Origin of the sequence: Streptomyces sp. M-16, assembly GCF_052114405.1 — a bacterium.
Classification (GTDB): domain Bacteria; phylum Actinomycetota; class Actinomycetes; order Streptomycetales; family Streptomycetaceae; genus Streptomyces.
Genome location: NZ_JBFRER010000048.1, coordinates 21,664 through 40,459, shown reverse-complemented (window position 1 = coordinate 40,459; position 18,796 = coordinate 21,664). Strand labels below are relative to the sequence as shown.

Here is an 18,796-nt window from a genome sequence, read left to right as displayed (position 1 = left end):
GGAATCCATGGTTCACATGTCGGTATAGAACGGATGCAGCGGGATCCCGTCCGCTTGGGCTAGGGTGCCTCGCATGTACGCACACTCCGACCAGAACTGGTGGTGGCCCGCTCCCGGCGGCCCACCCCTCGTGCGTACCCACTGACACGAGCGACGCGAAAGGCCGCCCCGAGGGGCGGCCTTTCGCGTTCGCGCGACCGGGCCGTCCCTCCCGCCGACAAGCCACCGGATCCGCAGGCCGCGGATCCACCGGAAGGACGCCCACACCATGCCCCAGTCCCAGGATTCACCGCTGCGGGTCCCCCGCTCCCAGGACGGCCCCTTCGACCCGAGCCGGCTCCTCGACGAGTCCTGCCCGCCGTTCGCGCTGCTCCGCCGGCGCACCCCGGGCCGTGACCACGACACCGTCGAGGTGCTGATCGGGCCGGTGCACGAGGCCGCCCGGCTGGCCGACCTGCCGGTCCGCGACCTGCCCACCCTCGCCCTCGTGCCCTTCCGGCAGATCCGCGAGCGCGGCTTCGACGTGCGCGACGACGGCACGCCGCTGAGCGTGCTGACCGCCGAGGAGGCCTACGAGATCCCCCTCGCGGCGGCGCTGGCGGCGCTGCCCGGCCACGACGTGCGGGTCGAGGACGGCGGCTTCGACGTCACCGACGAGGACTACGCGGCCACCGTCGAGCGCGTGATCCGCGACGAGATCGGGCGCGGCGAGGGCGCGAACTTCGTGATCCGGCGGACGTACGGGGGCCGGATCGACGGTTTCGGCCGGGCCGACGCGCTCGCCCTGTTCCGGCGGCTGCTGGAGGGCGAGCGGGGCGCGTACTGGACGTACGTCGTGCACACCGGGGAGCGGACCCTCGTCGGGGCGAGCCCGGAGGTCCACGTGCGGATGTCCGGCCGCACCGTCGTGATGAACCCGATCAGCGGCACCTACCGCTATCCCGCCGGGGGTCCGACCGCCGAGTCGCTCCTCGCCTTCCTCGGGGACCGCAAGGAGACCGAGGAGCTGTCGATGGTGGTCGACGAGGAGCTCAAGATGATGTGCACCGTCGGCGACATGGGCGGGGCCGTCGTCGGACCGCGGCTGAAGGAGATGTCCCACCTCGCGCACACCGAGTACGAGCTGCGCGGACGCTCCTCGCTGGACGTCCGGGAGGTGCTGCGGGAGACCATGTTCGCGGCGACCGTGACGGGCTCCCCCGTGCAGAACGCCTGCCGCGTGATCGAGCGCCACGAGAGCGGCGGCCGCGGCTACTACGCGGGCGCTCTGGCCCTCCTCGGCCTGGACCCCTCCGGCGGCCAGACCCTGGACTCCCCCATCCTGATCCGCACCGCCGACATCGCCCCGGACGGGACCCTGCGGGTGCCGGTCGGCGCCACCCTGGTGCGCCACTCCGACCCGCACGGCGAGGTGGCGGAGACCCACGCCAAGGCCGCCGGGGTGCTGGCCGCCCTCGGCGTGCGGGAGGCGGCGCCCCGCCCGGCCTTCGAGGGGACCCGGCTGGCCGACGACCCCCGGGTCCAGGCCGCGCTGGCGGCCCGGCGGGCCGGTCTCGCGCCGTTCTGGCTCCGGATGCAGGAGCAGCCCGCGTCGCTGACCGGCCACGCGCTGGTGGTCGACGGGGAGGACACCTTCACCGCGATGCTGGCCCACCTGCTGCGGGTCACCGGGCTGGAGGTGACCGTACGCCGCTACGACGACCCCGGCCTGCGGGCCGCGGCCCTGGCGTGGGAGGGCCCGGTCGTCCTCGGCCCGGGTCCGGGCAACCCGGCGGAGTCCGGCGACCCGAAGATGCGGATGCTGCGCGCCCTGGCCGGGGAGCTGCTGGCCTCCCACCGGGGCGGGATCCTGGGCGTCTGCCTGGGCCACGAGCTGCTGGCCGCCGAACTGGGGCTGCCGCTGGTCCGCAAGGCGGAGCCCGCGCAGGGGGCGCAGACGCGGATCGGCCTCTTCGGGGCCGAGGAGGTGGTGGGCTTCTACAACACCTACACCGCGCACTGCTCCGACGAGCTGGCCGTACGCCTGGCCGGCGAGGGGGTCGAGGTCGCCCGGGATCCGCAGACCGGCGAGGTGCACGCCCTGCGGTCGGCCGCGAGCGGGGTCGCGGGCGTGCAGTTCCACCCGGAGTCGGTGCTCACCCTGCGGGGCGCGGACCTGGTCCGGGACCTGCTGACGGGGGTCATGACCCCGGCCTGACCCGGCCCGGCCCGGCCCGGCCGGCCGGATCGGGCGGCCCGGTCAGGCGGACGGCACCAGCGTGTTCTCGGAGCGGCGGCCGGCCAGGTAGTCGGCGACGTTGCGGACGGTGGTGTCGATGATCTGCCCGACGGCGTCGGCCGTGTAGTAGGCCTGGTGGCTGGTCACCACGACGTGCGGGAAGGTGACCAGCCGGGCCAGGGTGTCGTCCTCGACGGCTTCGAGGGACTTGTCGAGGAAGAACACCCCGGCCTCCGCCTCGTACACGTCGAGGCCGATCCCGGTGAAGCGGCCCGCCCTCAGCTCGTCGACCAGGGCGGCGGTGTCGATCAGGCCTCCCCGGCTGGAGTTCACGAGGATCGCGTCGTCGCGCATGGCCTTCAGGGCGGCCGCGTCGATCAGGTGGTGCGTGGACTCCAGCAGGGGCACGTGCAGGCTGATCAGGTCGGACCGGGCGAGGAGCTCCTCCTTGTCCACGTACGTCATGCCCAGCTCCAGGCAGGCCGGGTTCCGGGCGACGTCCCAGCCCAGGAGGCCCATCCCGAAGCCGTGGGCGATCCGGGCGAAGGCCTCGCCGATCTTGCCGGTGCCGAGGATCCCCGCCGTACGGCCGTGGAAGTCGCGGCCCATCAGCCCGTTCAGCCGGAAGTCGAAGTCGCGGGTGCGGATGGCCGCCCGCACGACCTTGCGGTTGACGGCCAACGCCAGGGTCCAGGCGAACTCGGCCACGGAGTGGGGGGAGTAGTACGAGACGCGGCCCACGGTCATGCCGAGCCGGCGGGCCACGTCCAGGTCGATGTTGTTGAAGCCCGTCGACCGCTGGGCGATCATCTTCGTCCCGCCGGCGGACAGCGCGTTCAGGACCCTGGCGCCGAGGTCCGCGTTCACGCTGGAGGAGACGATCTCGTAGCCGGCGGCGATGGGGGCGGTGTCCTCGCTCAGGAAGACGTCGAGACAGCGGACCTCGTGGTGTCCGGCGAAAGCCCGCTCCAGGAGCGGCTTCTCGTCGGCGGTCACTCCGAAGGCCAGGATCTCCACGCGTGCTCCCGTACGTCGAACCAGTCGGACCATGGGTCGTTCGTCACGATACGACCCGTGGTCCGGCGGCGCCGGAAGGCTCGGCAGCCCTCAGCCGAAGAAGACCCCGACCTCCTCGTACAGCGCGGGATCGACCGTCTTGAGCTTCGCGGTGGCCTCCGCGATCGGCACGCGGACGATGTCCGTCCCCTTCAGCGCGACCATCGTGCCGAAGTCCCCGTCGCGCACCGCGTCGATCGCGTGCAGCCCGAAGCGGGTGGCCAGCCAGCGGTCGAAGGCGCTCGGGGTACCGCCGCGCTGGATGTGCCCGAGGACCGTCGTGCGGGCCTCCTTGCCGGTGCGCGCCTCGATCTCCTTGGCCAGCCATTCGCCGACGCCCGAGAGCCGGACGTGCCCGAAGGAGTCCGTGGTGGCGTCCTTGAGGACCATCTCCCCGTCGGTGGGCATCGCGCCCTCCGCGACCACCACGATCGGCGCGTAGCTCGCCTTGAAGCGGGAGGTCACCCAGGCGCAGACCTGGTCCACGTCGAAGCGCTGCTCGGGGATGAGGATGACGTTGGCACCGCCCGCCAGGCCCGAGTGCAGGGCGATCCAGCCGGCGTGCCGGCCCATCACCTCGACGACGAGGACCCGCATGTGGGACTCGGCGGTGGTGTGCAGCCGGTCGATGGCCTCGGTCGCGATGCCGACGGCCGTGTCGAAGCCGAAGGTGTAGTCGGTGGCCGAGAGGTCGTTGTCGATGGTCTTGGGCACGCCCACGCAGGGGATGCCGTGTTCCGCGTGCAGCCGGGCGGCCACGCCCAGGGTGTCCTCGCCGCCGATCGCGATGAGCGCGTCGACCTCGAACTTGGCGAGGTTCTCCTTGATGGCCCGTACGCCGTTCTCCGTCTTGAACGGGTTGGTGCGCGAGGAACCGAGGATGGTGCCGCCGCGGGGCAGGATCCCGCGGACGGCGGGGATGCCGAGCGGGACGGTGTCCCCCTCGACCGGTCCCCGCCAGCCGTCCTTGAAGCCGACGAACCCGTATCCGTACTCCTGCGTGCCCTTGCGGACGACCGCCCTGATCACCGCGTTGAGCCCGGGGCAGTCGCCGCCGCCCGTGAGCACTCCGACCTTCATGGAATCTCCCTTCGCCATGACGGTCACGCTAGTGGTGACGCAGGTCACGACAAGGGCCCTGGAGGGACCAATTCCGGTGAAAGTACGGGGCGTTGCGTACGCGTGTTCACTCGTACGGGGAAGTACGTACGACCGGTGTCACCCGTTATGCGTCGGCGTCGTCGAGCCCGCGCTCGATCGCGTACCGGACGAGCTCCACCCGGTTGTGCAGCTGGAGCTTGCCCAGGGTGTTCTGCACGTGGTTCTGCACCGTGCGGTGGGAGATCACCAGCCGCTCCGCGATCTGCTTGTACGAGAGCCCCTTGGCCACCAGCCGCAGCACCTCGGTCTCCCGGTCGGTCAGCTGCGGGGCCTTGGGCTCGTCGGCGGCGGGCGCCGGGACGGTGGCCAGGCGCCGGTACTCGCCGAGGACCAGGCCGGCCAGGCCGGGGGTGAACACGGGGTCGCCGGCCGCGGTGCGGCGCACCGCGTCGATCAGCTCCTGTGCCCCGGCGGACTTCAGCAGGTAGCCGGTGGCCCCGGACTTGACCGCCTCCAGCACGTCCGCGTGCTCCCCGCTGGCCGACAGGACGAGCACGCGCAGCGCGGGATCGGCGCCGACGAGCTCCTTGCAGACCCGCACGCCCGGCATGCCCGGCAGGTTGAGGTCCAGGACCAGCACCCCCGGGCCGGCGGCACGGGCCCGGCGCACGGCCTCCGGTCCGTCCCCGGCGGTGGCCACGACGTCGAACCCGGCGGCGGCCAGGTCGCGGGCGACCGCGTCCCGCCACATCGGATGGTCGTCGACGACCATCACCTTGATCTCGTGGAGGTCGTTCGGCTCGGTCACTGGGTTGTCCCCCTCGGTACTTTCAGTTCCACTTCGGTGCCCTGTCCGGGGACGGACACCAGCTCGGCGCTGCCGCCGAGCTCGCGCAGCCGTCCGCGGATGGACAGGGCCACGCCCATCCGTCCCTCGCCGGCCGCCTGGTCGAGCCGGCCGGCCGGGATGCCCGGACCGTCGTCCCGTACGGTCACGATCACCTCGTCCCCCCAGTCCTCGACCAGGATCCAGGCGCGGGCGCCCTCCCCGGCGTGCTTGCGGACGTTGTCCAGGGCCGCCCCGACCGCCGCGGCCAGCTCCCGCGCGGCGGGCACCGGCAGCGGCACCGGGGCGCCCGGCTCGGCGAAGCTGACCCGGGAACCGGCGTGCGGGGCGAGCAGGGAGCGCAGGTCCAGCTCGCCCTCGTCGGAGGAGCCGGGCTCCTCCACCTCGTACGTGTCCACCAGCGCGCCCAGCGACCCGTCGCGCGAGACCCGCGAGGGGTGCACCAGCCCGCTGGAGACCAGGGTGCGCAGCGCCACCTCCTGCTCGCCCGCCATCCGGCCGAGCTCGGCGGCCTCGCCGCCCAGCTCGGTGCCGCGCCGCTGGACCATGGCGAGGACCTGGAGGACCCCGTCGTGGATGTCGCGGGCGAGGCGTTCGCGCTCGCGGGTGGCGGCCTCGATCTCCAGGGCCCGGGCGAGGGTCGCCTCGCTGGCGCGGGCGACCTCGATGACGTAGCCGAGGGCTATGGAGGCCACCCAGACCAGCAGGACGTTGTGCAGGGTGTCCCGGGTGGGGTCGCCGCCGTGGATGACGATGTTGGCGACGGCCACCAAGGTCGAGGCGACCCCGGCCCAGCGCCAGCCGCCCTTGAGGGCGAAGGCGAGGACCGAACCGGCCGTCCAGATGCTGGGGAGGGTCGGGCCGCCCGCGGCGATCCGGGCGTGGGTGTCGGCGAGCGGGGTGAGCAGGACGCCCACCAGGGCGACGGTGAGGTCGGCGACGAGGAACCGGCGGGTGCAGGACGCGGCGCCGGCCGGCTTGCGCCGGGTGGCCACGGTCCAGACGGCGAGGACGGCGAGGTAGCCGGCCGCCGTCCAGGGCTGGTCGAACTTCCTGTACGCGGAGGCGAACAGCAGCACCGCGTAGACCATGGTGAGCAGCCGGTAGGCCGTCAGGGCCTGCCACAGCGGCTGCTCGACCGACATGCGCACGACGCGCTCGCGCTTCGCCATCTCCCCCACCCCCGGTCGGGCGGCACCGCCGCCCGCCCGTCCTACTGCCCGGCCTTGTCGCCCTTGTCCGCCTTCTCGGCCTTGGCGGCCTTCTCCGCGTCGGCGATCTGGCGCTTCGCGGCGGTGGCGTAGATGTCCACGTACTCCTGGCCGGAGAGCTTCATGATCTCGTACATGACCTCGTCGGTCACGGAACGGAGGATGAAGCGGTCCCCGTCCATCCCCTGGTAGCGGCTGAAGTCCAGCGGCTTGCCGATCCGGATGCCCGGACGCATCAGCTTCGGGACGACCTTGCCGGGCGGCTGGATCTTCTCGGTGTCGATCATCGCGACCGGGATCACGGGGGCGCCGGTGGCGAGCGCCACCCGGGCCAGGCCGCCAGGCTTGCCCCGGTAGAGCCGACCGTCGGGTGAACGCGTCCCCTCGGGGTAGATACCGAACAGCTCTCCGCGTTCGATGACCTCGATGCCGCTCTTGATGGCGGCCTCGCCCGCACCGCGCGCGCCGGAGCGGTCCACCGGGAGCTGGCCGACGCCCTTGAAGAAGGCCGCCGTCAGCTTGCCCTTGACCCCCGGGGAGGTGAAGTACTCCGCCTTCGCGATGAAGGTCACCTTCCGGTCCAGCACCGCGGGCAGGAAGAAGGAGTCGGAGAAGGACAGGTGGTTGCTCGCGAGGATCGCCGGCCCCTCCGCGGGAATGTTCTCGAGGCCCTCCACCCACGGCCTGAACGCAAGCTTCAGGGACCCGCCGATGGAGAACTTCATTGCGCCGTAGATCAACTCGAAAGCCTTCCTGTGTCTGTCGAACAGACCTTAACCCCTGGCTCCGCCCGGAGCGGCCCGACGACCCTGGTCGGTACCACCCCGGTCGCGTACGGTGAAGTCACACAGAGCAACGCACCCGCCAACCCCTCATGACCTAGGAGACCCTGGTGCCCGTCCTCCCTGGAGCCGAGCCGTTCCGCCACGAGGGCGGAGAGGTCGGCGTCCTCCTCTGCCACGGTTTCACCGGCTCCCCGCAGTCCCTGCGCCCCTGGGCCGACCACCTGGCCGCGCGCGGGCTGACGGTCTCCCTGCCGCTGCTGCCGGGACACGGTACGTGCTGGCAGGACATGCAGCTCACCGGCTGGCAGGACTGGTACGCCGAGGTCGACCGCGCGCTGCGGGAGCTCCTGGACCGGTGCGAGCAGGTCTTCGTCTTCGGGCTGTCCATGGGCGGCGCGCTGACCCTGCGGCTGGCCGCCAAGCACGGGGACTCGATCAGCGGGATCGTCCTCGTCAACCCGGCGAACAAGGTCCACGACCCGCTCGCCGTCGCCCTTCCGCTGGTCAAGCACGTCATCCGGTCGACGCCGGGCATCGCCAGCGACATCGCGAAGCCGGGCTCGGAGGAGGTCGGCTACGACCGGGTCCCGACCCGGGCCGCCGACTCGCTGCGCCAGCTCTTCCGGCTGGTGGACGCCGAGCTGCCGCAGGTGACGCAGCCGGTGCTGCTGCTGCACAGCCCGCAGGACCACGTCGTGCCGCCGGTGGACTCGGCGCGGATCCTGTCGCGGATCTCCTCGACGGACGTCACCGAGACCCTGCTGGAACAGAGCTACCACGTCGCGACGTTGGACTACGACGCGGAGCGGATCTTCGCGGACAGCTATGCGTTCGTCGGGCGGCTCGCGGAGAGCGTCGGCAGGGAGGGGGCGGCCAGCGGTGGCTGAGCACGAGGAGTCCTCGGGGGGTGTCCCCCCGCTGGACGAGGAAGCGGCGTGGGCCGCGATCGTCGCCGGGTACGGGCAGGAGCCGCCGGACCCGCCGGGGGCGAGGCCGTTCCGGCCGATCGAGAACCTGATGCTGCCGGAGGAGGACGTCAAGGCGGTGCCTCCGGTGACGGAGCGGGATCCGAAGGCGCCCCCGAAGCCGGAGCCGGAGCCGGGATCGGGATCGGAGCCTCCGGCGCTCGGCAGCTCGGTCACCTTCGCGCCGGGCGTGGGGACGGGCTCCCCCGCCGCCGCGCCGGGGCCGCGGGACCACGCGCCGGCGGAGCCGAAGGACGACGAGGGCCACTTCGTCCCCCCGGAGCCGGAGCTGCCGCCCGCGGACACGACGGCCAAGTTCGCGTGGCTCGCGGTGGTGGGCGGGCCGGTGCTGCTGCTCCTCGCGGTGCTGCTGCAGTGGGACATGACCTGGTGGCTGACCACCCTGGGCATCGGCGGCTTCCTGGGCGGCTTCGCCACCCTGGTGGCCCGGATGTCGCAGGACGACGACGAGGACGACGACCCGGGCCGCGGCGCGGTGGTCTGATCCTCCGACGCGCCGCTCGCACGGCTCGGCCCCGGCGGGGCTGGAATCGCCCCGGGGGCGATCCGGCCGCCGCCGGTCGGCATCCGGCCCCGGTCCGCAGGACCCGGCCCGCCGGCGTGTGAGGCGCGGGGGTCCGGGGCCGCCCCCCGCACCGGCGGGCACGGACCGCCCCTCCGGGGTCACGGGCTCACGGGGTGGCCGGGAGGCGCAGGGTGGCCAGGACCGGGAGGTGGTCCGTGGCCGTGTGGAGGTCGCGGGGTGTCACCCCGGCCAGCCCCTCGGGAACACCGCACGCCAGCACCTCCACCCCCGCCGAGGCGAAGACGGCGTCGATGCGGCGGTCCGGCGCCACCGCCGGGAAGGTGTCGGCGCCGCCCCACGGGGCCACCGTCCAGCAGTCCCGCAGGGTCTCGGTCAGCCGCCCGAAGGCCGGCCCCCCGGGGGCTTCGTTCACGTCGGCGGCCACGATCGCGTGCGGTGCCCCCAGTGCGGCGGCCCGTTCGGCCAGCATCCCCGCCTGAGCGGACCGTTCCGCACGGTCCAGGGACAGGTGCGCGCTGACGACCCCGACCCTCGCCGCCCCGAAGCGGACCACGGCGGTCGCGAAGCCCCGCCGGTGCAGTCCGGGGGTCAGGGGCAGCAGGACGTCCTCGGTCCGCTCCACGAAGGCCCGGAGGGAGCACATCAGCAGCGGACCGGCGGCCGTCGCTCCGCCGCTCAGCACCACGAGGTCGGTCTTGGCGGCCAGCCGGGCGGCGTGCTTGCGCCACCGGAAGAACCGCGGGGCTTCCTGGACGAAGACCAGGTCGGGCGCGCAGGCCCGGATGACCCGGGCCAGCGCCTCCTCGTCGTCGCGCAGGGAGCGGACGTTGTAGCTGAGTGCCCGGATCACGGCAGAACCGTCGGGCTCCGTAACAGACTTCGGCAACATGCCAGGCAACTTACGCAGTTGCCCGCCGCTCCCCCCAGGGCGCGACGGGCGGTCATGCGAAAGGATCAGCCCTGGCGGGCCAGGTCCGCGGCGCCGACGAGCCCGGCCTCGCCGCCGAGCTGCGCGGCCAGGACCTGCGCGTGCGGGCGCCAGGCGCCGCCGACCAGCCAGCGCTTGAAGGACTTGCGGATCGGGTCGAGGACGAGGTCGCCCTCGTCCGAGACCCCGCCGCCGACGATGAACGCCGACGGGTCGAAGAGGGAGGCCAGGTCGGCGAGGCCCGCGCCGGCCCAGCGGGCCAGCTCGCGGAAGGCGTCGACGGCCACCAGGTCGCCCTGCCGGGCCGCCTCGCTGATGTGCTTGCCCTCGATGCCCTCGGCGGTGCCGTCGCCGAGGGCGAGCAGGAGGGCCGCGTTCTCGGGGGTGGCGTTGGCGCGCTGCTTGGCGTAGCGGACGAGGGCACGGCCGGAGGCGTACTGCTCCCAGCAGCCCTGGCTGCCGCAGCCGCACAGCAGGCCGTCGGGGACGACCCGGATGTGGCCGAACTCGGCGGCGACGCCGAAGCGTCCGCGGCGCAGCTTGTTGCCGATGATGATGCCGCCGCCCAGACCGGTGCCGAGCGTGATGCAGATGACGTCCTCGTGGCCCTGGCCCGCGCCGAAGCGGTACTCGCCCCAGGCCGCGCAGTTCGCGTCGTTCTCGACGACGACCGGGAGGCCGATGCGCTGCTCGACCTTGTCCTTCAGCGGCTCGTGGCGCCAGTTGATGTTCGGCGCGAAGAGCACGGTGGCGCGCTTGTCGTCCACGTATCCGGCGGCGCCGATGCCGACGGCGTCGATGGTGTGGTTGCTGCTGACCTCGGACACGGCTGCGCAGATCGCCTCCGTCACTCCGTCCGCCGTCGGCGGGGTGGGCACCTTGTACGTCTCAAGGATGGTGCCCTCTTCGTCGACCACGCCGGCCGCGATCTTCGTGCCGCCGATGTCGACGCCGATGGTGAGTCCCATTAGTCCCTCGGTTTCCGGTCAAACCCCGCCACGGCCAACCGTACACGGGGCCGGCGGAGGTTCAGTCGAGATCGATCCGCTCGGCCGGCCCGGAATCGGGGCCCTCGTCGTCGCCCCGGCCGTCCCCTGCGCCGTCTCCTCCGGCGGGCCCTGCGGCGGGCCCCCGCGGGGCGGGCGGCTGGTCGCGGGTCCAGCGGCGCTCGTGGCCCTCGACCGCCGAGCGGTAGGCGGCGAGCAGCTCGGATCCGGCCGCGGCGAGGTGGCCGAAGACCTCGGGGTTGCGCTCGACGACGGGCTTGGCGGCGGTCTTCGCCTGGTTGACGAACTGGCGCACGGCGCCCTGGGCGGCGGCGCCGAGGAGCGGGTTGTCCAGGGAGGAGACCTTGTCGGCGACGGCCTCGAACAGCTTGAACAGCTCCTCGGCGGCCGTCCCGGTGCCACTGCCCCGCCCGGCTCCCGCGCCCTCCCGCGCCGCGCGACGGCGCTCCTGCTCGGCGGCGAGGTCCTCGGCACAGGCCTGCGCCCAGGCGTCGTCGGTGGGGCGGTCGGTGGCCTCGCTCATGGCGGACTCTCCTGCGGCGGCGGAACGTGCGGTACTGGCTACTTCCGACGGTACCCGAACGGTGGTACGGGCCTCAGCGCGCGCGGGGCCACAGCTGCGGGTCGGGGGTGAAGCGGACGCGCAGGACGCCGTCGTCGAGGGCGGCGCCGGAGACGGCGCAGCGGCGCAGGGCCGAGGGCAGCGGAACGATCCTGCGGTACGGGCCCACCGCGAGCAGCAGCTCGTCCCCGCGCCGGACGAGGTCCAGCTCGTCCTTGCGGGCCCGGGGCAGCGGGACCGCCCAGACGAGGATCCCGTCCTCGGCGAGCCGGTCCTCGACGCTCCAGCCCGCCCCGTCGCCGGTCCCCGGGGCCGGGGCCATGCCGTCGGCGGAGGCGAGGGGGGCCAGGCCGTCGGGGCCCCACGGGTCACGGCCCAGGTGCGCCGCCCCGACGACGGGCACCACCCGCTCCCATGCGTCCAGGAAGGACCGCTGCGCCGCCGCGATCCCGGCCACCCAGGGGTCGGCGGAGTCCCGCGGCACGAGCCGGTTGGCGACGAGGTCGTGGACGCGCAGCTCGTGCAGGGCGAGGCCGAGCACCCCGGTGCGCAGGGCGGCGTCGGCGGCGGGTCCGGGTTCGGCGACCAGCCGGACGGCGGTGGTGCGGGCCTCCACGACGGCCTGGACGGCGGCCAGCTCCTCGTCCCAGCGGGCGGCGGCCTCGTAGAGCCACTGCGCGGGCTGCGGCAACCCGGCGAGCTGGGCCAGTACGGGGCGCAGCGCGCGGGCCGCCTGCCGTTCGGCGGGGAGCAGCCGGGCGAGGTAGCGGCGCAGCTGGGCGGGGAGGGCGAGGGTGGTCAGCGCCTGGTGCAGCGGGGGCATGTCCACGACGACGAGGTCGGTGCCGGGGGCGGAGGCCGCCCGGCGCAGGGCGCGGAGCAGGGAGAACTGCTCGGCGCCGGGCAGTTCGGTGATCTCCTCGGCGCCGAGCGGGCGGCCGCCGAGCATGCCGATGAAGGCGGCGCCGCGGTCCTGGAGGGCGGCCAGCTCGGTCCGGAACTCCGCGCCGGAGTCGATCCGGGCGAGGCGCAGCCCCTCGGGGGCGGGGGCCCCGCGCAGGGGGTCCTCGGCGGACAGCAGGGACACCCGCCGCCCGTCCCGCACCGCGGCGAGCGCGGTGGCGGCGGCGACGGTGGTCCGCCCGGCCCCACCGGGCCCGGTGATCAGCAGGGTCTGCGGCATGTGGTGCGGGGCCTTCCTCGTTCTGGACGCGTCCGGGTCCGGACGCGCCGTGCGCGACGCGTCCGGGGCGGGGTCCGTCAGGAGGAGCTGGCCTCGACCCGCTTCTTCAGGCCGGCCAGCGCCCGGTCGATGATGACCTTCTCGGCCTTGCGCTTGATCATGCCCAGCATCGGGATCTTGACGTCCACGGTCAGCTGGTAGGTGACCTCCGTGTGCCGCCCGCCCTCCAGGGCCGCCAGCCGGTAGGAGCCGTCCAGCTGCCGCAGCATCTGGGACTTGTCCAGGGTCCAGCTGACCTCGTCCGCGCCCTTCCAGCTGTAGGCGAGGGTGTGGTCGTCCTTGATCGCGCCCGCGTCCAGCAGCAGCCGGACCTTCGCGGCGCGGCCCTCGGCGTCGGTGGCCAGTACCTCGGCCTCCTTCACCTCGCCGGTCCACTCGGGGTAGCGGGCGAAGTCGGCGATCACGGCCATGACGTCGGCCGGCGCGGCCTCGATCGTGATGCTAGAGCTGGTGTGTTCCGCCATCGCGGTCGCTCCTCCGGGGAGTGTTCGACAAGTGTGCGGGCGGCCCCCGGCCGCCGCGTGAAGGCTACCGCGCGTGCGGGTCCCGCCACTCCAGCGCCTCTCACCACTCCAGGGCCCACGGTCGCCCGGTGGCCGCGAAGTGGCCGACGTTGACGCACTCGGTGCCGCCGATCCGGGCCCGTCGCGCCAGCGGCTGGTGGACGTGCCCGAACAGCGCGTACCGCGGCCGGGTCCGCCTGATGGCCGCCAACAGGGCCTCGCTGCCCCGCTCGAAGCGGCGCGCGACGGTGTCGTAGCAGAGCTCGGGAACCTCCGGCGGGATGTGCGAGCACAGCACGTCCACCTCGCCGAGGGCCTCCACCTTGGCGGCGTACTCGTCCTCGTCGATCTCGTAGGGCGTGCGCATCGGCGTGGGCAGGCCCCCGCCGACGAAGCCGAAGACGCGGCCGCCGATCTCCACGCGCTGCCCGTCGAGCACGGTGGTACCGGGTCCGGCGTACTCGGGCCACAGACCCGGCATGTCGACATTGCCGTAGGTGGCGTACGTGGGACTGGGGAAGGCGGCGAACATCCGCGCGTACTGGCGGCGTACCGCTTCCTCGATCAGCCGCTCCCTGTCCAGCCCGTCCCACAGGCTCCGGCCGAATTCCCTCGCCTCCGCGAAGCGCTTCGCGGTGCGCAGGGCGACGATCCGGTCGGCGTTCTCGACGCCGAACAGATCGGGGAAGATGCCGCGCGAGTGGTCGGCGTAGTCGAGGAACAGCACCAGGTCACCGAGGCAGATGAGCGCGTCGGCGCCCTCGCCGGCCCGGGCCAGGGCCTCGGTGTTGCCGTGGACGTCGCTGACGACGTGGACCCGCGTACGACTCTTCGTGCCACCCATGCCGCCACCCTAGGGGTGGCGGGCCCGGCCCCGGTAGAGGGTGCCCCGGAGGCGGCCGGACCTGCGGTTACTTCCGAGTCTCGAACCGCGTCGACTACTGTCGGCAGGGCGGTTCCGGGCCTGGCGGTGTCTGGGCAATGGAGGGCGATGTACAGAATGTGACGCACGGAACATCTGGCCGGTTCCCTCTATCCGGAACCCACTACCGGTGGGTAACGTCCGGTCGGTCCACACGGTGGCGATGGCGCCCAGAGGAGCAGCAGTCTTGCGCGAGTTCAGCCTTCCGGCCCTGTACGAGGTCCCTTCGGACGGGAACCTGACGGATCTCATCCGCCGCAACGCCGCCCAGCATCCCGACACCGCCGTCATGAGCCGCAAGGCCGACGGCCGGTGGCAGGACGTCACCGCGACGCAGTTCCTCGCCGAGGTGCGGGCCACCGCCAAGGGCCTGATCGCCGCGGGCATCGAGCCCGGCGACCGGGTCGCCCTCATCTCCCGCACCCGTTACGAGTGGGTGCTGTTCGACTTCGCGATCTGGAGCGCGGGCGCCGTCACGGTCCCGGTGTACGAGACCAGCTCCGCCGAGCAGATCCAGTGGATCCTCGGCGACTCCGGCGCCGTCGCCGTCATCACGGAGAGCCCGGCGCACAGCGCGAACGTGGCCGCCCTGCGCGACCGGCTGCCGGAGCTGCGCGAGGTCTGGGAGATCGACCAGGACGCCCTGACCACGCTGAAGACCGCCGGAGCCGGGGTCACCGACGCCGAGGTGGACGCGCGCAGCGCCCTCGCGAACGCGGACGACCCGGCCACGATCGTCTACACCTCGGGCACCACCGGCCGACCCAAGGGCTGCGTGCTGACCCACCGCAACTTCTTCGCCGAGTGCGGCAACGTGGTGGAGCGCCTGAGCCCGCTCTTCCGCACCGGCGAGTGCTCCGTGCTGCTCTTCCTGCCGGCCGCGCACGTCTTCGGGCGCCTGGTGGAGGTGGCGGCCGTGCTGGCGCCGATCCGGCTGGGCTGCGTACCGGACATCAAGAACCTCACCGACGAGCTCCAGTCCTTCCGGCCCACCCTGATCCTCGGTGTGCCGCGCGTCTTCGAGAAGGTCTACAACTCGGCGCGCGCCAAGGCCCAGGCCGACGGCAAGGGCAAGATCTTCGACGCGGCCGCCGAGACGGCGATCGCGTACAGCCGCGCGCTGGACGCGCCCGGCGGCCCGTCCTTCGGGCTCAAGCTCAAGCACAAGATCTTCTCGAAGCTGGTCTACGGCAAGCTGCACACGGTCCTCGGCGGCCGCGGCGAGTACGCGATCTCCGGCGGAGCCCCGCTGGGCGAACGCCTCGGCCACTTCTTCCGCGGCATCGGCTTCACGGTGCTGGAGGGCTACGGCCTGACCGAGTCCTGCGCGGCCACGGCCTTCAACCCGTGGGACAAGACGAAGATCGGTACGGTCGGACAGCCGCTGCCCGGCTCCGTGGTGCGCATCGCGGACGACGGCGAGGTGCTGCTGCACGGCGAGCACGTCTTCAAGGAGTACTGGAAGAACGAGACGGCCACCGCCGAGGCGCTGACCGACGGCTGGTTCCACACCGGCGACGTCGGCACCCTCGACGAGGACGGCTACCTCGCGATCACAGGCCGCAAGAAGGAGCTCATCGTCACGGCGGGCGGCAAGAACGTCGCCCCCGCGGTGATCGAGGACCGGATCCGCGCGCACGCGCTGGTCGCGGAGTGCATGGTGGTCGGCGACGGGCGGCCGTTCGTGGCCGCGCTGGTCACCATCGACGAGGAATTCCTGGGCCGCTGGGCCGCGGAGAACGGCAAGCCGGCCGGGGTGACGGCGGCGGAGCTCCGCGAGGACGCGGAGCTGATCGCCGCCGTCCAGAAGGCCGTCGACGACGGCAACGCGGCGGTTTCCAAGGCGGAATCGGTGCGGAAATTCCGCATTCTGCCCTCCCAGTTCACGGAGGAGTCGGGCCACATCACGCCCTCGCTGAAGCTCAAGCGGAACGTGGTGGCGAAGGACTTCGCGGACGAGATCGAGGCCCTGTACCGGGGTTAGGGGCCGCTGCCGGCCGGGACGTGGTCAGCGCGGGTCCTCGGCGAGGATCCGCTCCACGTTCCGTTCGGCGAGCGCGGTGATCGTCACGAACGGGTTCACGCCCAGCGAGCCGGGCACCAGCGAGCCGTCGACCACGTACAGGCCCCGGTAGCCCTTGGCCCGGCCGTAGGCGTCCGTGGCCTCACCGAGGACGCAGCCGCCCAGCGGGTGGTACGTGAAGTCGTCGGCGAAGGGCCGGTTGCCGCCGAAGAGGTCGTAGCGGTAGATCGTGACGTTCCTCCGGTTGATGCGGTCGAAGAGGTTGCGGGCGGCGGCCACGGACGGGGTGTTCTGGTCCCGGGTCCACTGGAGCCGCGCCGAGTCGGTGGCGGCGTCGTAGGTGAAGTGGCCGCGCTCCGGGTTCTTGGTGATGGCCAGGTACATCGAGATCCAGTGCTCGATGCCCATCGGGAGCGGGGCGATCTCCGCGAAGACGGGGTTGGCCGCGTTGTCCCAGTCGTCGATGCCCATCGCCGGCATGGTGGCCTGGTTCGCGCCGACCGTGTCCCAGAGGTGGTTGGCGCGGGCGGTCATGACGTTGCCGTTGTGGCCCCAGCCGAGGCCGACCTTCTCGCTGAGGCCGGGCAGGGTGCCCTTCTCGCGGGCGCGCAGCAGGATCTCTGTGGTGCCGAGGCTTCCGGCGCCGAGGAACAGCTGCCTGCAGCCCAGTTCGCGGAGCTGGGTGATCCGTCCGGTGACGTCGCTGGTCAGCACGGTGAGGACGTAGCCGCCGGCCGGGTCGGTCCGTACGCCGACCACCCGCTGCATCGTCTCGATGGTGACGTTGCCGGTGCCGAGGGCGGCGGCCAGGTAGGTCTTGTCGACGCTCTTCTTGCCGTGGTTGTTGCCGTAGATGACCTCGCCGGCGAGGGCGGACTTCGTGGCCGTGCCGGCGGCCTCGCGCTTCATGTACTCGAAGTCGTAGACGTTGGGCACGAAGGTGGTCTTCAGGCCGGTGTTCCGGGCGTGCTTGCGGGAGACGCGGGCGAAGCGGTACCACTCCGTGGACTCGAACCAGGCGGGGTCGATGTCGTTGACGCCGAGCATGGCGCGGGCGCGCGGGTAGTAGGTCCCGTACATCTCGTCCGCGTCGACGCCGGGCAGCACCTCGGTGAAGTACGAGCGCTTCGGGGTGGGCGACATCCCGCGTTGACCAGGGAGCCGCCGCCGACGCCGCGGCCGACGTAGACCGACATGTCGCCGTAGTTCACCCGGTCCAGGACTCCCGGGTACGGGCTGATGTCCCGGTTGACGACGTCGAGCCAGAGGAACTGCGCGAGCGGGGCCTCGGTGCGGGTGCGGAACCACATGGAGCGCTGGTCGGGCGCGGAGGTGGAGGGGAAGACCTTGCCGTCGGGTCCGGGGGTGTCCCACAGCCGCCCCATTTCGAGGACGACGGTCCGCACCCCGGCCTGCCCGAGGCGCAGCGCGGCGACGGCCGATCCGTAGCCGGAGCCGACGACGATGGCGGGGGCGTACTGTGCGGCGGCGGGTTCGACGGCGGCCGCGGAGGAGAGCCCGATGCGGGTGAATCCGAGGGCGGCGGCCGTCTGGAGTGCGGCGAGGCCGAATTGACGGCGCGTCAGCTTGGGTGTCATGGGCGCATGATGAGCGGATCCGGCCGAACCGGCCATAACCCGTGCTGCCACGCATGTGAGTGACAGTCGGACATGGCGCGACCGCGCCGGGCACCGCCGCCGGCCCGCGCGGCGGCTACAGCAGCTCGCGCAGGCGGTCGGCGAGCAGGTCCCAGCGCCACTTCTCCTCGACCCAGGCCCGCCCGCGCTCGCCCATCCGGCGCCGCAGCTCCGCGTCCTGGAGGAGGGCGACGATCCGCTCGGCGGCCTCCTCGGCCTCACCGCCCCGGACCACCCAGCCGGTCTCCCCGTCGAGCACCGCGTCCGGCGCCCCGCCCGAGTCGCCCGCGACCACCGGCAGGCCCGTCGCCGAGGCCTCCAGGTACACGATCCCGAGCCCCTCCACGTCCAGCCCGCCCCGCCGGGTCCGGCAGGGCATCGCGAAGACGTCCCCGGCGCCGTAGTGGGCCGGCAGCTCCGCCCAGGGGACGGCCCCGGTGAAGACCACGGAGTCCGCGACCCCGGTACGCGCGGCCAGCGCGCGCAGGTCCGCCTCGTACGGGCCTGCGCCCACGACCAGCAGCACCGCGTCCGGGACGGCCGCCAGGATCCGCGGCATGCCCTCGATCAGCGTGTCCTGCCCCTTGCGCGGGACCAGCCGCGAGACGCACACGACCACCGGCCGGTCGCTCAGTCCGAGGCGGGCCCGGACCTCGGCGCCGCCCGATCCGGGGTGGAAGGTCTTCTCGTCCACGCCCGGCGGGAGCTGGACCATCCGGTCGGCGGCCCGCTGCGTGAGCGCCGAGGCGATGCGCGAGCGCGTGTACTCCCCCAGGTAGGTCAGGGTGTCCGTGCCCTCGCCGATCCGCCGCAGCAGCTGCCGCGCGGCCGGGAGCTGCGCCCAGCCCGCCTCGTGCCCGTGGGTGGTGGCCACCAGCCGCCGCGCGCCTGCCCGGCGCAGTGCCGGGCCCATCAGGCCCAGCGGGGCCGCCGCCCCGAACCACACCGACTCGCAGCCGTGTTCGCGCAGCAGGGAGACCGCCCGGCGGGTCACCCGGGGGGTCGGCAGCAGCATGGTGGTGCGGTCGCGGACCACGGTGAAGGGCTGCTCGGCGTCGAAGGCGGCGGTGGCCTCGCGGCCCTCGGGCCCGTGCTTCCAGGTGGAGGCGTAGACGACGACCCGCTCGGGGTCGAGGCGCAGTGCCATGTTGTGCAGGAAGGCCTGGATGCCGCCCGGGCGCGGCGGGAAGTCGTTGGTCACGATCAGCGTCTTGTGCATCGCTGCCAACGTACCGGACGAC

16 protein-coding genes and 1 pseudogene are annotated in these 18,796 nt (G+C 73.1%); 4 read left to right on the top strand and 13 right to left on the bottom strand.

Annotation, left to right across the window (positions count from 1 at the left end; genetic code table 11):
* Positions 1–268 precede the first annotated feature (268 nt).
* Positions 269–2,197, top strand: coding sequence for an anthranilate synthase family protein (locus AB4039_RS22260; RefSeq protein WP_266838608.1), 1,929 nt, complete (start codon positions 269–271; stop codon positions 2,195–2,197).
* Positions 2,198–2,239: 42 nt separating this feature from the next.
* Here the strand turns inward: AB4039_RS22260 and AB4039_RS22255 are convergent, their stop codons facing one another.
* The 5 genes from AB4039_RS22255 to AB4039_RS22235 form a co-directional block, all read right to left on the bottom strand.
* Positions 2,240–3,235, bottom strand: a complete 996-nt coding sequence (locus AB4039_RS22255) for a 2-hydroxyacid dehydrogenase (protein WP_442271627.1) — start codon at positions 3,233–3,235, stop codon at positions 2,240–2,242.
* Positions 3,236–3,325: 90 nt separating this feature from the next.
* A complete protein-coding gene (locus AB4039_RS22250; protein ID WP_266841580.1) occupies positions 3,326–4,354 on the bottom strand; it encodes a 6-phosphofructokinase in 1,029 nt (342 codons plus the stop codon).
* A gap of 145 nt (positions 4,355–4,499) precedes the next feature.
* On the bottom strand, positions 4,500–5,147 hold the full coding sequence (locus tag AB4039_RS22245) for a response regulator transcription factor (RefSeq protein WP_266841581.1): 648 nt from the start codon (positions 5,145–5,147) through the stop codon (positions 4,500–4,502).
* Positions 5,148–5,179: 32 nt separating this feature from the next.
* Positions 5,180–6,394 carry a MacS family sensor histidine kinase gene (gene macS, locus AB4039_RS22240; protein WP_442271626.1) on the bottom strand — a complete coding sequence of 405 codons (1,215 nt, stop codon included), beginning with the start codon at positions 6,392–6,394 and terminating at the stop codon, positions 5,180–5,182.
* Positions 6,395–6,435: 41 nt separating this feature from the next.
* Positions 6,436–7,158 (bottom strand): lysophospholipid acyltransferase family protein, encoded by a 723-nt coding sequence (locus AB4039_RS22235; RefSeq protein WP_266841582.1) that lies wholly within the window; start codon positions 7,156–7,158, stop codon positions 6,436–6,438.
* A gap of 167 nt (positions 7,159–7,325) precedes the next feature.
* On the opposite strand from AB4039_RS22235, the gene AB4039_RS22230 reads away from it, so the two are divergent.
* Together AB4039_RS22230 and AB4039_RS22225 are read left to right on the top strand one after the other, a co-directional pair.
* Positions 7,326–8,105, top strand: coding sequence for an alpha/beta fold hydrolase (locus AB4039_RS22230; RefSeq protein ID WP_266838611.1), 780 nt, complete (start codon positions 7,326–7,328; stop codon positions 8,103–8,105).
* Positions 8,098–8,688 (top strand): hypothetical protein, encoded by a 591-nt coding sequence (locus tag AB4039_RS22225; RefSeq protein ID WP_266838612.1) that lies wholly within the window; start codon positions 8,098–8,100, stop codon positions 8,686–8,688. Before AB4039_RS22230 ends, AB4039_RS22225 begins: the two co-directional genes overlap by 8 nt.
* A gap of 187 nt (positions 8,689–8,875) precedes the next feature.
* Here AB4039_RS22225 and AB4039_RS22220 read toward each other — a convergent pair whose 3' ends face one another.
* The 6 genes from AB4039_RS22220 to AB4039_RS22195 all read right to left on the bottom strand — a co-directional run bounded on the left by AB4039_RS22220 (position 8,876) and on the right by AB4039_RS22195 (position 13,817).
* On the bottom strand, positions 8,876–9,619 hold the full coding sequence (locus AB4039_RS22220; protein ID WP_442271625.1) for an endonuclease/exonuclease/phosphatase family protein: 744 nt from the start codon (positions 9,617–9,619) through the stop codon (positions 8,876–8,878).
* Positions 9,620–9,684: 65 nt separating this feature from the next.
* Positions 9,685–10,626: an ROK family glucokinase gene (locus tag AB4039_RS22215; RefSeq protein WP_266838614.1), complete on the bottom strand. Its 942-nt coding sequence runs from the start codon at positions 10,624–10,626 to the stop codon at positions 9,685–9,687.
* Positions 10,627–10,687: 61 nt separating this feature from the next.
* Positions 10,688–11,188, bottom strand: a complete 501-nt coding sequence (locus tag AB4039_RS22210; RefSeq protein WP_442271624.1) for a DUF5304 domain-containing protein — start codon at positions 11,186–11,188, stop codon at positions 10,688–10,690.
* Positions 11,189–11,261: 73 nt separating this feature from the next.
* On the bottom strand, positions 11,262–12,410 hold the full coding sequence (locus AB4039_RS22205; protein WP_266838616.1) for an ArsA family ATPase: 1,149 nt from the start codon (positions 12,408–12,410) through the stop codon (positions 11,262–11,264).
* A 77-nt stretch (positions 12,411–12,487) separates the two neighbouring features.
* Positions 12,488–12,934, bottom strand: a complete 447-nt coding sequence (locus AB4039_RS22200; protein WP_266838617.1) for an SRPBCC family protein — start codon at positions 12,932–12,934, stop codon at positions 12,488–12,490.
* 100 nt (positions 12,935–13,034) lie between these two features.
* Positions 13,035–13,817 (bottom strand): metallophosphoesterase, encoded by a 783-nt coding sequence (locus tag AB4039_RS22195; RefSeq protein ID WP_266838618.1) that lies wholly within the window; start codon positions 13,815–13,817, stop codon positions 13,035–13,037.
* A gap of 265 nt (positions 13,818–14,082) precedes the next feature.
* Here AB4039_RS22195 and AB4039_RS22190 point away from each other — a divergent pair, with 265 nt between their 5' ends.
* The gene (locus tag AB4039_RS22190) at positions 14,083–15,879 is read left to right on the top strand and encodes an AMP-dependent synthetase/ligase (RefSeq protein WP_266838619.1); all 1,797 of its coding nucleotides are present in this window, start codon (positions 14,083–14,085) and stop codon (positions 15,877–15,879) included.
* Between the two features lie 24 nt (positions 15,880–15,903).
* Here the strand turns inward: AB4039_RS22190 and AB4039_RS22185 are convergent.
* Both AB4039_RS22185 and AB4039_RS22180 read right to left on the bottom strand, forming a co-directional pair.
* A pseudogene (locus AB4039_RS22185) lies at positions 15,904–17,516 on the bottom strand (GMC oxidoreductase).
* A gap of 115 nt (positions 17,517–17,631) precedes the next feature.
* Complete coding sequence (locus tag AB4039_RS22180) at positions 17,632–18,774, bottom strand: glycosyltransferase family 4 protein (protein ID WP_266838621.1); 1,143 nt, start codon at positions 18,772–18,774, stop codon at positions 17,632–17,634.
* Positions 18,775–18,796 lie beyond the last annotated feature (22 nt).

Excerpts from the sequence above, each read along its gene's own strand:
- AB4039_RS22260 (WP_266838608.1), top strand. The coding sequence starts at position 269 with ATGCCCCAGTCCCAGGATTCACCGCTGCGGGTCCCCCGCTCCCAGGAC.
- AB4039_RS22250 (WP_266841580.1), bottom strand. The coding sequence starts at position 4,354 with ATGAAGGTCGGAGTGCTCACGGGCGGCGGCGACTGCCCCGGGCTCAAC.
- AB4039_RS22245 (WP_266841581.1), bottom strand. The coding sequence starts at position 5,147 with ATGGTCGTCGACGACCATCCGATGTGGCGGGACGCGGTCGCCCGCGAC.
- macS (WP_442271626.1), bottom strand. The coding sequence starts at position 6,394 with ATGGCGAAGCGCGAGCGCGTCGTGCGCATGTCGGTCGAGCAGCCGCTG.
- AB4039_RS22235 (WP_266841582.1), bottom strand. The coding sequence starts at position 7,158 with ATGAAGTTCTCCATCGGCGGGTCCCTGAAGCTTGCGTTCAGGCCGTGG.
- AB4039_RS22220 (WP_442271625.1), bottom strand. The coding sequence starts at position 9,619 with ATGTTGCCGAAGTCTGTTACGGAGCCCGACGGTTCTGCCGTGATCCGG.
- AB4039_RS22215 (WP_266838614.1), bottom strand. The coding sequence starts at position 10,626 with ATGGGACTCACCATCGGCGTCGACATCGGCGGCACGAAGATCGCGGCC.
- AB4039_RS22210 (WP_442271624.1), bottom strand. The coding sequence starts at position 11,188 with ATGAGCGAGGCCACCGACCGCCCCACCGACGACGCCTGGGCGCAGGCC.
- AB4039_RS22205 (WP_266838616.1), bottom strand. The coding sequence starts at position 12,410 with ATGCCGCAGACCCTGCTGATCACCGGGCCCGGTGGGGCCGGGCGGACC.
- AB4039_RS22200 (WP_266838617.1), bottom strand. The coding sequence starts at position 12,934 with ATGGCGGAACACACCAGCTCTAGCATCACGATCGAGGCCGCGCCGGCC.
- AB4039_RS22195 (WP_266838618.1), bottom strand. The coding sequence starts at position 13,817 with ATGGGTGGCACGAAGAGTCGTACGCGGGTCCACGTCGTCAGCGACGTC.
- AB4039_RS22180 (WP_266838621.1), bottom strand. The coding sequence starts at position 18,774 with ATGCACAAGACGCTGATCGTGACCAACGACTTCCCGCCGCGCCCGGGC.